This is a genomic window from Psychromonas sp. (assembly GCF_047632955.1).
Classification (GTDB): domain Bacteria; phylum Pseudomonadota; class Gammaproteobacteria; order Enterobacterales; family Psychromonadaceae; genus Psychromonas.
In genome coordinates this window covers 82,069-96,351 of sequence record NZ_JBLIED010000009.1, presented here as the reverse complement: position 1 = coordinate 96,351, position 14,283 = coordinate 82,069, and the positions used below count along the sequence as shown (strand labels likewise).

General features: G+C 41.5%; 11 protein-coding genes. All 11 read left to right on the top strand.

Translation table 11 applies throughout. The features are described 5' to 3' along the window. Positions 1-25: 25 nt before the first annotated feature. Positions 26-1,387 (top strand): deoxyribodipyrimidine photo-lyase, encoded by a 1,362-nt coding sequence (phrB, locus tag ACJAZP_RS08310; RefSeq protein ID WP_415230278.1) that lies wholly within the window; start codon positions 26-28, stop codon positions 1,385-1,387. Between the two features lie 2 nt (positions 1,388-1,389). Beyond that, positions 1,390-1,815 (top strand): nuclear transport factor 2 family protein, encoded by a 426-nt coding sequence (locus ACJAZP_RS08305; protein WP_415230277.1) that lies wholly within the window; start codon positions 1,390-1,392, stop codon positions 1,813-1,815. Then, entirely contained in the window at positions 1,812-2,534 is a 723-nt protein-coding gene (locus tag ACJAZP_RS08300) for an SDR family NAD(P)-dependent oxidoreductase (protein WP_415230276.1), read from the top strand. Before ACJAZP_RS08305 ends, ACJAZP_RS08300 begins: the two co-directional genes overlap by 4 nt. Continuing rightward, positions 2,531-3,787, top strand: a complete 1,257-nt coding sequence (locus tag ACJAZP_RS08295; RefSeq protein ID WP_415230275.1) for an NAD(P)/FAD-dependent oxidoreductase — start codon at positions 2,531-2,533, stop codon at positions 3,785-3,787. Before ACJAZP_RS08300 ends, ACJAZP_RS08295 begins: the two co-directional genes overlap by 4 nt. A 24-nt stretch (positions 3,788-3,811) precedes the next feature. Beyond that, positions 3,812-4,549 carry a DUF1365 domain-containing protein gene (locus ACJAZP_RS08290; protein WP_415230274.1) on the top strand — a complete coding sequence of 246 codons (738 nt, stop codon included), beginning with the start codon at positions 3,812-3,814 and terminating at the stop codon, positions 4,547-4,549. A gap of 2 nt (positions 4,550-4,551) precedes the next feature. Then, complete coding sequence (locus ACJAZP_RS08285) at positions 4,552-5,793, top strand: class I SAM-dependent methyltransferase (protein WP_415230273.1); 1,242 nt, start codon at positions 4,552-4,554, stop codon at positions 5,791-5,793. A 9-nt stretch (positions 5,794-5,802) separates the two neighbouring features. Then, positions 5,803-6,339: a DUF2878 domain-containing protein gene (locus ACJAZP_RS08280; protein ID WP_415230272.1), complete on the top strand. Its 537-nt coding sequence runs from the start codon at positions 5,803-5,805 to the stop codon at positions 6,337-6,339. Continuing rightward, complete coding sequence (locus tag ACJAZP_RS08275; protein ID WP_415230271.1) at positions 6,311-6,859, top strand: chalcone isomerase family protein; 549 nt, start codon at positions 6,311-6,313, stop codon at positions 6,857-6,859. The genes ACJAZP_RS08280 and ACJAZP_RS08275 overlap by 29 nt, the downstream gene beginning before the upstream one ends. Next, the gene (locus tag ACJAZP_RS08270) at positions 6,856-7,377 is read left to right on the top strand and encodes a DUF3833 domain-containing protein (protein ID WP_415230270.1); all 522 of its coding nucleotides are present in this window, start codon (positions 6,856-6,858) and stop codon (positions 7,375-7,377) included. Before ACJAZP_RS08275 ends, ACJAZP_RS08270 begins: the two co-directional genes overlap by 4 nt. A gap of 741 nt (positions 7,378-8,118) precedes the next feature. Further along, on the top strand, positions 8,119-12,720 hold the full coding sequence (gene gltB, locus ACJAZP_RS08265) for a glutamate synthase large subunit (protein WP_415230269.1): 4,602 nt from the start codon (positions 8,119-8,121) through the stop codon (positions 12,718-12,720). Further along, positions 12,720-14,189, top strand: coding sequence for a glutamate synthase subunit beta (locus ACJAZP_RS08260; protein ID WP_415230268.1), 1,470 nt, complete (start codon positions 12,720-12,722; stop codon positions 14,187-14,189). The genes gltB and ACJAZP_RS08260 overlap by 1 nt, the downstream gene beginning before the upstream one ends. Positions 14,190-14,283: the final 94 nt, after the last annotated feature.

Sequence of the window (14,283 nt, the reverse complement as noted above, 5' to 3'; positions counted from 1 at the left end):
ATTTTTATTGTAAAGGATGACAAGAATGCAATTGGTGTGGTTTCGTAACGATTTACGTACGTCCGATAATTCGGCTTTATATTATGCTTGTTTAAAAGGCCCGGTAACAGGCATTTATTTTGTTACTCCCGGGCAATGGAAAAGTCACAACTTAGCGCCTATTCAAGCTGATTTTATTGAGCAAAACTTACAAAGTCTGAGTATTGAATTGTGTGCATTAGGTATTCCCCTGTTAATCGAAGAGGTGACTGATTTTTCTCAGATTCCGGCACGACTTAAGCAGATTCAAAAAGTACATCATATCGAGGTTATTCATGCCAATGAAGAGCCCGAAATTAATGAAAAAAAGCGCGATCAAGCGGTTAAAGAAGCCGGCTTACCTTTAATACTCTATCAGTGTGATTGTATTTTAGAAGCGGGCAGCGTAGTCACCCTACAAGGTGATATGTATAAAGTATTCAGCGCATTTAGAAATGCCTGGATGAAAAAAATAAAACAGACAGATATCAGACCATTACCTAAACCCAGAGCTCAAGCATCGCCCTTAGATGCTAATCGGGCGCAAAATGTAAGCCTTAATTATGATAAAAAATCCAGCCAGGCATGGCCTGCCGGCGAGCGTGAAGCATTGCGCCGTTTACGGCATTTTTTATTACAGGACATAGAGGATTATCATCACAATAGAGATATTCCCTCTCTGGATGGTACATCCGGGTTATCCGCTTATTTAAGACTCGGGGTGATCAGTGCCAAGCGCTGTGTGAATGAGGTGCTGGCAGCTTTCCCCTATGCTTTAGATGCCCAGGACTCCGGCGTTTTCAGCTGGTTAAATGAAATTGTATGGCGAGAATTTTATCGCCATATTATGATCCTTAATCCGCAATTATGTAAAGGCAAAAATTTCAACAAACTGGCGGATAATATCATTTGGAATAATAACCGTGAGGACTTTAAAGCTTGGTGTGAAGGGCGTACGGGTTACGGACTGGTGGATGCTGCGATGCGTCAGTTAAATGAAACTGGCTGGATGCATAACCGCTTAAGAATGGTCACCGCCAGTTTTTTAACTAAGCATTTACTGATCGATTGGCGTTGGGGTGAGAATTATTTCATGGGTAAACTGATCGACGGTGATTTAGCGTCTAATAACGGTGGCTGGCAGTGGGCTGCGAGTACTGGTTGTGATGCACAACCCTATTTTAGAATTTTCAACCCTATTATACAGAGTCAAAAATTTGATCCAGAAGGGCTGTTCATCCGTAAGTATATAAAAGAACTAAATGAATTTGATAACAAAAAAATTCATTTTCCGGTAAACGCAATCGTTGAACACAAGCAGGCAAGATTAAATGCGTTGGACAGATATTCAGTATTAAAAAAGGGCTAATAATGACAACTGCAGTGGTTGATGATTTTTGTCGTATTTATCAAGGGTTAGATAAGAATAATCTAAGCCGGTTGGGGCTTGTTTACAGTGATGATATAAATTTCATTGATGCCTTGCACAACCTCAAAGGGTTAGAGCAATTAACTGCGTATTTCAGCCATCTTTACGAAAATGTTGTTTACTGCAATTTCCACATTGAAGAGGTGATTAAGGAGAAGGGCAAGGCTTCTATTATTTGGACCATGAAATATGCGCATCCAAAAATAAATAAAGGTGCTCCTATTTTGGTGAATGGATGTTCCCACCTCAAGTTTAATGACAAAATTTATTACCACCGGGATTTTCTTGATATGGGACAGATGTTGTATGAGCAACTCCCCTTGCTGGGTGGTGTTATTAGAGCGGTTAAAAAGCGGGTTGCATCATGAAACGTATTCTAATTACCGGCGCAACCTCAGGTATTGGCAAAGCCTTGTGTTTGCTTTATCAGAGACGCAATTATGACGTTATTGCCTGTGGCCGTAATCAGCAAGCATTGGCTGAAATAGGTGTTTTAAAAAATGTCTCAACATTAAATTTTGATCTCACCGATAGAGAACAAGTCATAGAGGCTCTGGCAACACTGCCTGAGTTGGATGTGGTTATTTTAAATGCGGGAAGCTGCGAATATATCAATGATGCTAAAAATTTTGACGGGGATCTGTTTGCTCGTGTTATTACCACCAATTTAATCGCTTTGGGCTATTGTTTACAAAGTGTCTTACCAAAAATAAAAAAAGGCGGGCAATTAGCTTTAATGGGCTCAAGCGCAAGTTATCTGCCTTTTTCCCGGGCCGAAGCCTATGGAGCCAGTAAAGCGGGGGTTGCTTATTTAGCTAAAACCTTAGCCATGGATCTTGTTAAGGATGAAATCCATGTTTGCCTGATTAATCCCGGCTTTGTGAAAACGCCCTTAACGGACAAAAATACTTTTTCCATGCCGATGCTGATATCTTCCGACAAGGCTGCTGATTATATTTTTAAGGGATTGCTTAAGGGTAAAAGAGAGATCCACTTTCCTGCTGTTTTTACTTTTACGCTTAAAATATTTGCCTGGTTACCGGACTTTGTTTGGTCTTTTATTTCCACAAGGATGATTAATAAATGAAAAAAATAGCCATTATAGGAAGTGGTATTTCAGGACTGACCTGCGCGCATCTGTTACATGATAAATATGATATCTGTGTTTTTGAAGCCGGTGATTATATCGGCGGACATACGGCAACAAAAGATATCCACTATCAGGGAAAAAAGTGGCGACTTGATACCGGTTTTATTGTTTTTAATGACAGAACTTATCCAAATTTCGAAAAATTGATGGCCAAGATTGGTATCGACAGAGTGGCTACTGAAATGAGTTTTAGTGTTAAAAATGAAGATACCGGGCTTGAATACAGCGGCAGTAGTTTAAATGCTTTATTCGCGCAACGTAGTAACGTGATTAATCTTAAATTTCTTAAACTGATTAAAGAGATCCTGCGTTTTAATCAATTATGTCAGTCAGCCTGGGAAAATAAAACTCTGGATGAGCAGCTCAGTTTAGGCGATTTTTTGGATAAACAAGGATTTAGTCAATATTTCCGGTCACATTATATATTACCCATGGGGGCCGCTATTTGGTCTGCAAGCCTGCAGGATATGGAAGCTTTCCCGGTGTATTTCTTTGTGCGGTTTTTCTACAACCACGGGTTATTAACGATTAATGACCGTCCGCAATGGTATGTGGTCCCTAATGGTTCTGATTCCTACATAAAACCACTGATTAAAGGTTTTGAAGCACAAATACAGCTTAATGCGCCAGTCTCTGAAATTGTCCGTGAGAAGGGCCATATTAAATTAAAAATAGCGCAGGGCGATTGGCAACGTTTCGACGAGGTGATTTTGGCATGTCACAGCGATCAAGCTATGTCCATCCTCAAAGACTTAAGTCCGGATGAACAGAATATCCTCGGCAAAATGGCTTACCAAAAAAATGAGGTGGTTTTACATACCGATATAAACATGCTGCCGAAAAAGAAACGGGCTTGGGCAGCATGGAATTATCACTTGAACAGTGATAACCAGCGGCCTGTTGCGGTGACTTATAATATGAATATATTGCAAAATTTGCCTGCTGATGCACCGACCTTTTGCATTACTCTAAATCAAACTGAGTCGATAGCGGCAGATAAAGTTTTGGGACGGTTTAACTATTCTCATCCGGTTTTCAACCGGGCTTCTATTGACGCGCAAAAAAACAGATTAACTATTTGCGGGCAAAATAATACCCATTTTGCCGGTGCATATTGGTATAACGGTTTTCACGAAGATGGTGTAAAGAGTGCGCTTGATGTGTGCCGTCGTTTTGGTGTTTCTCTTTGAGCTTGGTTAAAAGAGGATTATTTAATGGAAAAGCTTAACTCTTGTATTTATGTTGGTGAAGTCAGTCATAAACGCCTTACACCACGTGAGCATCATTTTTCCTACAAACTGTTTTTGTTGGCGATTGACCTTGATGAGATAGAAAAACTCAGTGAACTTGGCCGGTGGTTTAAGTGGGATAAATTTGCCCCTTTAAGTTTTCGATCGAGAGATTATTTAGAGCATAAAAAAACCATTAATAAACAACTTGTTTGGCAAAAGGTAGCGCAGTTAGGCGGAGAGAATTTAGCCGGACGGGTTATGTTTATTGGACAGATGCGCTGTTTTGGGCTGTATTTCAGTCCGATAAATTTATATTACTGCTATCGGGAAAATGACCAATTAAGTTACTTGTTAGCCGAAGTCAGTAATACACCTTGGAACGAACGACACTATTACCTCATTGATATAAATAGCGATTTAATCTGTGATAAAACATTTTCAGTGTCTCCCTTTATGGATCTGCAGATGCAGTACCATTGGCGTATTAAAAATCCGGCAGAACAGCTGAGTTTGCATATTGAGAACCACAGTAATAAAAAAATATTTAGCGCCAGCTTGAATATGAAAAGTATCGAATTTAGTAATAAAAATTTACGAAAATGTTTGTTTAATATCCCGGTGATGACCCTAAAAACCCTGGCGGGTATTTATTGGCAAGCTTTAAAACTGTTTATTAAAGGGGTGCCTTTTGTTGGTCACTCTGTAAAAAAAGGAAATTGATCATGCCCGTTAACACCACACAGCTAAGTACAAATACTAAAACAATGGCTTATATAGATCAGTTTGCTAAACGGATTTTGGTCTCGATATTAGGAAAAATGCAGCAGGCCTGTTTGATATTAGTTGATGAGCAACAGGAAATTACCTTAGGTGATCCCAAGGCAAACTTAAAAGGCAAAATTGTTATAAAAAACAGCAAAACCTATCGAAAAATATTGTTCGGTGGCAGTGTCGCGGCAGGTGAGTCTTATATTCAAGGCTGGTGGAGCAGTCCCGATTTAACTAAAGTTATTCAAGTGTTAGGCCGTGAGCAGGGGGTGCAGGACGAAATTGAAAAACGTGTGGCAAAAGTGATGGCAGTTCCCCGCTGGATTTATCATAAAGCGCGTAAAAATACCCGTAGCGGCTCAAAAAAGAATATTCTTGCACATTATGACATTGGCAATGATCTCTATCAGCAATTTTTAGACAAAGAGATGCTCTATTCAAGTGCAATTTATCCCCGCATAGATGCCAGTTTAGAGGAAGCCCAGCTGCATAAATTAAAAACCATTTGTGAAAGATTAGGGTTACAAAAAGGCGAAACATTGCTGGAGATAGGAACAGGCTGGGGTGCTCTGGCAATTTATGCTGCGCAGCATTATGGCGTACAAGTCACCACTACTACTATTTCTGAAGAGCAGTTTTTATACACCCAAGCACGTATCAAAAGCTTGGGGTTAGAAGGGCAGATTACATTATTAAAATCTGATTATCGGGATCTGAGTGGGCAATACGATAAGTTAGTGTCAATCGAAATGATTGAAGCCGTAGGCCATGAGTTTCTGGCAAGCTTTTTTGCAACCTGTAATAAACACCTCAAACCCCATGGGAAAATGTTGATTCAAGCGATTACCATTGCTGATCAACGCTATGACCAGTACCGCTCCAGCGTGGATTTTATTCAGCGTTATATTTTTCCCGGTGGTTGTTTGCCCTCGATCAGTGTGATGGCCAATAATATCAATCATAAAACCGATATGGTGATCACTTCATTGCATGATATGGGCATGGACTATGCTCAAACATTAAACCATTGGCGTGAGCAGTTTGAGTCCTCTCTGCAGGAGATAAAAAAATTGGGATATAATGATGATTTTATCCGTTTGTGGCGTTTTTATTTCTGTTATTGCGAAGGCGCTTTTTTAGAAAGAAATATCAGTGCGGTGCATCTGATTGCCGCTAAACCCGCTTTTAGAAGCTGATTTTTTAATATGCGCCGTTTTATTACCAACCACTTTTACTGGTTTAATTTGGTTTTCTTCCAATTAATGTGGTTTGTTGCTGTATTTTTTACCACCAGTGGGCAGCTGTTTTTAATATTTGCCTTACTGGTACATTTTTATTTTTCGCCTAATCGAAAATATGATTTAGCCAGTTTAATCACTATCACCTTAATAGGGGGATCCGTCGACCTGTTGATATCCTGGCTGGGCTTGATGGTCTTTCCGGATACGCTGCTTTTACCTTTCTGGTTGGTTTTATTATGGACTCACTTTGCAGTAGCACTGAACCATGGTATGTCCTGGTTGAATAAAATCCCTGTCTATTTGCAAGTTGTATTTGGTGGTTTATTTGGACCGCTCAGCTATTACGCAGGGTACAAATTCGGCGCGGTTGATTTTCCGCTCCCCCATTTACAGACATTATTTGTATTGATAGTGATCTGGTCAATACTGCTACCCGTATATCTATTTATAGTACGAATCTACGGTGATTATTATGACAACGTTGAACAAAAATCCAGCTAAAAAAATACCTCTATTATTAAGTTTTATTGCTGCTTTGTTGTTTTCTAACCTGGCGTATTCAAATCTGCCATATCCAAATCTTATGGCGCAACTTAAAACCGTTGGTAAAGGAGAGCTCTCCTGGTTATTTATGGATATTTATCAAGTTTCATTACATAGCGCCGACGGCCGTTATGTACACCAAAAATATCCGCAGGCATTAGAGATCCGCTACCAGCGCGCTTTTAAGAAAGAGTGGTTGATTAAATCCACCGGTGAAGAGTGGCAAAAAATGAATGTTGACAGTCAGTTATATAAACCCTGGTTAAGCGAATTTGTTTCCTTATGGCCAGATGTTAGCAGTGGCGATACAATCACTTTTTTAGTGGCAAAAAACGGGCAAGGGGCTTTTTATCATAATAATCGTTTATTAGGGAATATTAAAAACCCTGATTTAAGCAGCGCTTTTCTGGATATATGGTTATCAAAAAAAACCAGTGAGCCTGATTTGCGCAGACAATTAATAGGTGAAATAAAATGAAAATATTGCTTGGTTTAATGTTCAGCTTGATGATTTTTGGATGCAGTTCCCAAAGCCTGGATGATTATGCAAATAGTTCCCCGGCGTTTGATGTTGAAAGTTATTTTAAAGGGCCATTACAAGCGCAGGGTATTGTTATGGATCGCGGCGGAAAAGTAACACGACGCTTTACGGTAGAGATGCTCGGTACCTGGAAAGACGGACAGGGTAAATTAGAGGAATGGTTTATCTTTGATGACGGTGAGAAAACCACACGTACCTGGAAAATCACTAAATTAAGTAACGGGCACTATGCCGGCACTGCGGGAGATGTAGTTGGTAGCGCTGTTGGAGAAAGTAACGGTTTTGCACTGCATTGGGATTATCAATTAGATCTGCCCGTTGATGGTAAAGAGGTGCGGGTGACCTTTGATGATTGGTTATATCAGGTGGATAATAATGTGGTGATAAATCGCAGTTTTATCAGCAAATGGGGATTCAGGGTCGGCGAAGTGATTTTGGTTATCACTAAAAAATAGTGTTGCCTTTTGTCCATTTTATCTGCAGCCAACCGGAAAAATAGGAATAAAAGCCGGTGAAATAGCTTTTATTCCAAATTAACCCAATATCCACGGGGTAAAATAGACTTATAGGAAGACAACCTCAAACCAGCCTAACAAGCTTTTTAAAAAAATCCGCACAGCAAATATTCCCTATTCGACAAATTCAACGCGACAGATGATGATAAAATCCCTCCTAGATTTTTTATCACTAATGTGAAATTATGCTGGCTAATGAATTTTTAATCGTTTATTTTACATAACTACCGCTTTTTTTGCTGTTTTAAGCATTTTTCATCTTACTTTTTTCAAGCGTCACGTAAAAAGAGATGAATTAAACCGGTAATAAGGAAGGTTTTTTATGTTAAAACCTTATTTAACAAGCTGTTAACATAAAAAAAATTTCAGATTAACAAAATTGGATTTTATATTATTGAGGCGGTAGAATGAGGAACAGATTTTCCCTGTCATTAGATTGATTAAAGAGCAATGTTACATGGGCTTTGGCTTATGTAAGGACGCTATTAGCGTTATTTTTTGAATTAGGAAGTTTTTAAAAGTGCAATTTTGCCCCTACTAACAGTAGTTTCCTTTCTATAAAATAATATTGATTGCTTATTTTTGTGTTTACCTACAAATTAAGCCTTAACTAGCACTTTGAAAACAATAGAAGTAAAACAGTATAATTTTCATTACCGTTTTATCTTGAAGGACGTATTTATGACTAATAAAGAGCAAAACGCTCAAGGCCTTTATGTGCCAGAGATGGAACATGATGCCTGCGGTATCGGCTTTGTTGCACACTTGAAAAACAGCAAGTCACATGCCATTGTGACCCAAGCCTTAGACATGCTAGCACGTATGGAGCATCGGGGTGGTCAAGGCTGTGATCCGTGCAGTGGTGACGGTGCCGGTATTCTTTTACAAAAACCGCATGAGTTTTTAGTAACTGAAGCGTTAAAACTTGGTATTACTTTACCAAAATTCGACCAGTATGGCGTAGGTACCATCCTCTTTCCAAAAGATAATAATCAACGTAAAGAATGCCGTGAAATATTAGAACGAAATGTGCAACGTTTAGGTCTGGAGCTGATAGGCTACCGTGTTCTTCCTACTGATAATTCAATGATTGGTGAAGATCCTCTAAGCACTGAACCACAGTTCGAACATATGTTTGTAACCGGGGGGCCCGAGATGGAGCCCGCAGTCTTAGAGCGTAAATTATTTATTCTGCGTAATTATTCAACACGTATCTGTTTACAATCCGTTGATGACATCGAAGATAATTTTTACATCAATACATTTTCTTATAAAACGATCGTTTACAAAGGTCAGCTAACCACTGAACAGGTACCTCAGTACTTCCTTGATTTACAAAACCCAAGCATGGTGACCGCGCTTGCACTGGTACATTCGCGTTTCTCTACTAATACCTTCCCGCGCTGGCGTTTAGCGCAGCCTTTCCGTTATATCGCGCACAATGGTGAAATTAATACCGTACGCGGCAATATTAACTGGATGAAAGCACGTGAAGCTTTGCTGCAAGCTGAATTTTTTACCCGTTCAGAGCTTGATATGTTAATGCCAATCTGTACCGATGGTATGTCTGACTCCGCCAGTTTTGATATGGCCTTAGAGCTATTAGTGCTTTCCGGTCGCAGTCTGCCGCACGCATTAATGATGATGATCCCTGAAGCTTGGCAAGAAAACGAAGATATGGATCCTAAGCGCCGTGCATTCTACCAGTACCATGCAAACTTAATGGAACCTTGGGATGGCCCGGCTTCTGTTTGTTTCACCGATGGTGTGCAAGTGGGTGCTACGCTGGATCGGAATGGTCTGCGTCCTTCACGTTATTGTGTGACTAAAGATGATTTCTTAATCATGGCATCGGAAACGGGTGTGGTTGATATTGCCCCCGAAAATATTAAACTGCGTGGTCGTCTGCAACCTGGTCGTATTTTTGTAGCGGACCTTAAACAGGGCCGAATCATCTCCGATGATGAAATAAAAGGCAGTATTGCAGCAAGAAAACCCTATGAAATATGGTTAGCGGATAACCTGGTTAAGTTGGAAAACCAGCCTGCGGCACTGGAGCGTAATCTTCAGCCGAAAGATGGTCAGTTATTGCGCCGTTTACAAGGTTTTGGTGTAACTTCGGAAGAGGTTAATGATATTGTCTTGCCGATGCTTCGTGAAGGTAAAGAGCCTTTGGGCGCAATGGGTGTCGATTGGCCACTTGCTGTACTTTCTCATCAATCTCAGCATTTATCTCATTACTTCAAGCAGTTGTTCGCACAGGTAACTAACCCGCCAATCGATCCGATTCGTGAACGTATGGTTATGTCGCTGAAAACTTACTTGGGTAAAGATCAAAATCTGTTATCGGAAACACCCGAGCATTGTCATAAAGTCGAGCTTGAGTCTCCGGTATTAAGTAACGCCGAACTGCAAAAAATTAATGCCCTGGATGATAAAAACCTGCAGGCTAAAACATTAGATACTTTATTTTTAGCCACGGGTGAGCCGGGTAAATTAGCGCGAGCTTTAGATCGTATTTGTCGTTATGCGGAAGATGCGATTCATGACGGTTATTCGATTCTTATTCTTTCGGATCGCAGTGCGACCTCTGATCATGCTCCTATTCCTGCCATGTTAGTTACCGGTGCGGTGCATCACTACCTGATCAAACGCGGTTTGCGTGCACTTTGTGATATCGTCGTTGAAACTGGTGATGTTCGTGAAACACATCATTTTGCAACGGTCATCGGTTACGGTGCATCGGCGGTTAATGCTTACTTGATTGAAGAGATGATTATTGACCTGCAGACCAAAAAACGTCTACCTGCAGATAAAAAAGTCGCGGAACTTTTTGCATCGTACAAATCTGCGATCGACGGCGGTCTGCTGAAAATATTCTCTAAAATGGGTATTTCAACCATTCAGTCTTACCAGGGTGCGCAAATATTTGAAGCCTTAGGGGTCAGTAAATCAGTCGTTGACAGTTACTTCAAAGGCACAGTGACGCGTATTCAGGGTTTATCAATTGATGATATTGCCACTGAAATTCTAATCCGCCATCGTTTTGCTTATCCGCTCCGTGAAGTACCCGCCAGTCGTTTAGACGTGGGCGGTGTTTACCAATGGAAACAGCGTGGTGAAAAACATTTATTTAACCCGACTACCATCCCTTTATTACAAAATTCAACGCGTAATAAAAATTATGGACAGTTTAAAGAGTATTGTGCAGCCGTTGATTCGCAGGGCGATGATGCTGCGACACTGCGCAGTCAGTTTGAATTTGTACCTAATGCAACGGGACCAATATCGCTGGATGAGGTTGAATCATCTGACAATATTTTAAAACGTTTTGCTACCGGCGCGATGAGCTTTGGTTCTATTTCTCATGAAGCCCACTCAACCCTGGCGATTGCAATGAACCGTATTGGTGCAAAATCCAACTCCGGTGAAGGTGGTGAAGATCCAATGCGTTTCCTACCAAAAGAAAATGGTGATTGGGAACGTTCTGCGATTAAACAGGTAGCATCGGGTCGTTTTGGTGTGACTTCATACTACTTGACTAATGCTGCTGAAATTCAGATTAAAATGGCGCAGGGTGCTAAGCCGGGTGAAGGAGGTCAATTACCGGGCCATAAAGTGGATGACTGGATTGGGCGTACTCGTCACTCGACGCCGGGTGTTGGTTTGATTTCGCCACCGCCACATCATGATATCTATTCAATAGAAGATTTAGCACAGCTTATTTTCGATTTGAAAAATGCCAACCGTAAAGCGCGTGTGAATGTCAAACTGGTATCGGAAGCGGGTGTGGGAACAATTGCTTCGGGTGTTTGTAAAGCCAAAGCAGACGTTGTTCTAATCGCCGGTTTTGACGGTGGTACAGGTGCATCGCCGCTATCATCTATCCGTCACACGGGTTTACCATGGGAGCTTGGTGTGGCTGAAACGCACCAGACCCTGCTTAAAAATGGTTTGCGTAACCGTATTGTTGTGCAGGCCGATGGGCAGATGAAAACGCCGCGTGACCTGACGGTTGCTGCATTACTCGGTGCGGAAGAGTGGGGAGTTGCAACCGCTGCGCTGGTTGTTGAAGGTTGTATTATGATGCGCAAGTGTCATTTAAATACCTGTCCCGTGGGCATAGCTACTCAAAATAAAACCCTGCGTGAGCGTTTTGATGGTCGTGTTGATGATGTTGTGACTTTCTTCCAATATCTGGTAGAAGGAATGCGTGAAAATATGGCGATGCTTGGTTATGCAACTATCAATGAGATGGTTGGACAAACCCAAAACCTGAAAGTGCGTGACAATATTAAACATTGGAAATACAAGAACTTAGATTTAAGTACTATTTTATTCAAAGAACCTGCTCAAGCAGCAGATGGTTTGTTTAATCAAACCACTCAAAAGCATAATCTTGAAAACGTCTTAGATAGAGAGTTAATCAAGCTTGCTAAACCTGCGCTTGAAAAAGGTGAAGCGGTCAGCGCTGAGTTTGTTATCAAAAACACCGATCGCAGTTGCGGTACTATGCTTTCTAACGAAATCTCAAAAGTGTACTTTGATCAGGGTCTGCCAAAACCGATGCAGGTTAAATTCACCGGTTCTGCTGGACAATCTTTTGGCTGTTTCCTGGCTAAAGGTGTTGAATTTACCGTCGAGGGTGATGCCAACGATTACTGGGGTAAAGGTTTATCGGGTGGGCAAATTGTCATTTACCCATACCGCAACTCAACGGTTGTTGCTAAAGATAACATCATTATTGGTAATGTATGTTTCTACGGTGCTACTTCTGGCGAGTCATACATTAATGGTATGGCAGGTGAACGTTTCTGCGTGCGTAACTCCGGTGCCGAAGTGGTTGTTGAAGGTATTGGCGATCACGGCTGTGAATATATGACCGGCGGTATCGCTATCGTTCTGGGTGTAACCGGACGTAACTTCGCTGCGGGAATGAGTGGCGGTGTGGCATATGTTTGGGATCGGGAGCAGTGCTTTACCAGTAATTGTAATATGGAATTAGTGGATATTGATCCGCTCGAGGAAGAAGATAAGGCACTGCTACTTGCTAAAGTGACTAAACATTTCGAGTTAACTGAATCAAACGTTGCTCAGGAATTTTTAGCTGACCCCGAAGCAAGTCTTGCTCAAATCAGAAAAGTGATGCCGCGTGATTACAAAGCGGTTTTACTGGCGAAAAAAAATAAGGGCCTTCAGCTTGCAAAAAAGAGTATCTCGGATAGTGAGAAACAAGCGGCTAAAGAAACAACTCTTGATGCATCCAAGATAGGAGACGTGTAATGGGTAAGCCAACTGGATTTTTAGAATTAGGCCGTGAACTACCTGGTAAATTACCAGTAGAAGAGCGTCTCAAAAATAATAAAGAGTTTGTACAAGATGAGGAGTTTGGCAGCAAAATTAATGACCAGGCTTCGCGTTGTATGGATTGTGGTGTGCCTTTTTGTCATGACGGTTGTCCGATTGGGAACATTATTCCCGAGTTCAATGATGCGGTTTACCGTGAAAGTTGGTTAGAAGCTTGGGAAATCATGAGTTCAACAAATAACTTTCCGGAAGTCACCGGGCGCGTATGTCCTGCACCCTGTGAGACTTCATGTGTTCTTGGTATTAACCAGGATCCCGTGACGATTTGTAATATAGAAAAAACCATTGCCGAAAAAGCCTATGAAAATGGTTACGTTAAACCCAAAATTCCAACCGCACGCACGGGAAAAACCATTGCTATCGTTGGCAGCGGACCTGCGGGTTTATCTGCCGCTGAGCAGCTAAACGGTGCCGGTCATACGGTTACTGTTTATGAACGTGACGAGAAAGTCGGCGGTTTAATGCGCTTTGGTATTCCTGACTTTAAGCTTGGTATGGATGTCATAGATCGTAAAATCGAAGTTTTGGAAGCCGCTGGTATCAAAATGGTTGTGAATGCACACATCGGCGTTGATTTTGACGCTAAAGAGTTGCATAAGCAGTTTGACGTGGTGTTATTAACCGGTGGTTCAACGGTGCCCCGTGATTTACCTATTCCGGGCCGGGAACTTAAGGGTGTCCATTTCGCAATGGAATTCCTGGGTCAAAATAATCGCCGTGCTAACGGCATGGAGATTAAAGGAGACGATATCCACGCCAAAGACGATCATGTTGTTGTTATCGGTGGTGGTGATACCGGCTCTGACTGTGTTGGTACCTCTAATCGTCATAAGGCAGCAAGCGTTACGCAGGTAGAAATCATGCCTGTTCCGCCTGAAAAACGTACGGTTAATATGCCTTGGCCTTCTTACCCTATGATAATGAAAACCACCACTTCGCACGAAGAAGGTGCAGAGCGTCATTGGTCTATTCTTACCAAGAAATTTATTGGTGATGAAAACGGCAATGTCAAAGAGTTAGTGGTTGCTGATATTGAGTGGGAAAAATCGGAACCGGGTAAGCGTCCTAATTTCACCGAGATTGAAGGTACTGTCCGTTCCATTCCCTGTACTAAAGCCTTTTTAGCAATGGGTTTCTTACACCCGGAGCCGACGGGTATTTTAGCGCAGCTTAATATTGCATTGGATGAGCGTGGTAATGTGCAAACGTCTGATTTTGCAACTAGCCAAAAAGGTGTTTTTGCCGCTGGTGATATGCGTACCGGGCAATCATTAATCGTTCGTTGTATTAATGAAGGCCGTGAAGCATCCCGTGCGATTGATGCATACTTGATGGGCTCTTCTAACCTTGAAGCCATGGCTGGCTCCTTAATGTTATCTAATTAAGGTCACTTAAAAAATGACCGGTTGCTAACCGGTCTGTTAAAAAAGTAAGCCTCCTCTCTTTTTAAGAGTAGGAGGCTTTTCCGTTTCCAACTAT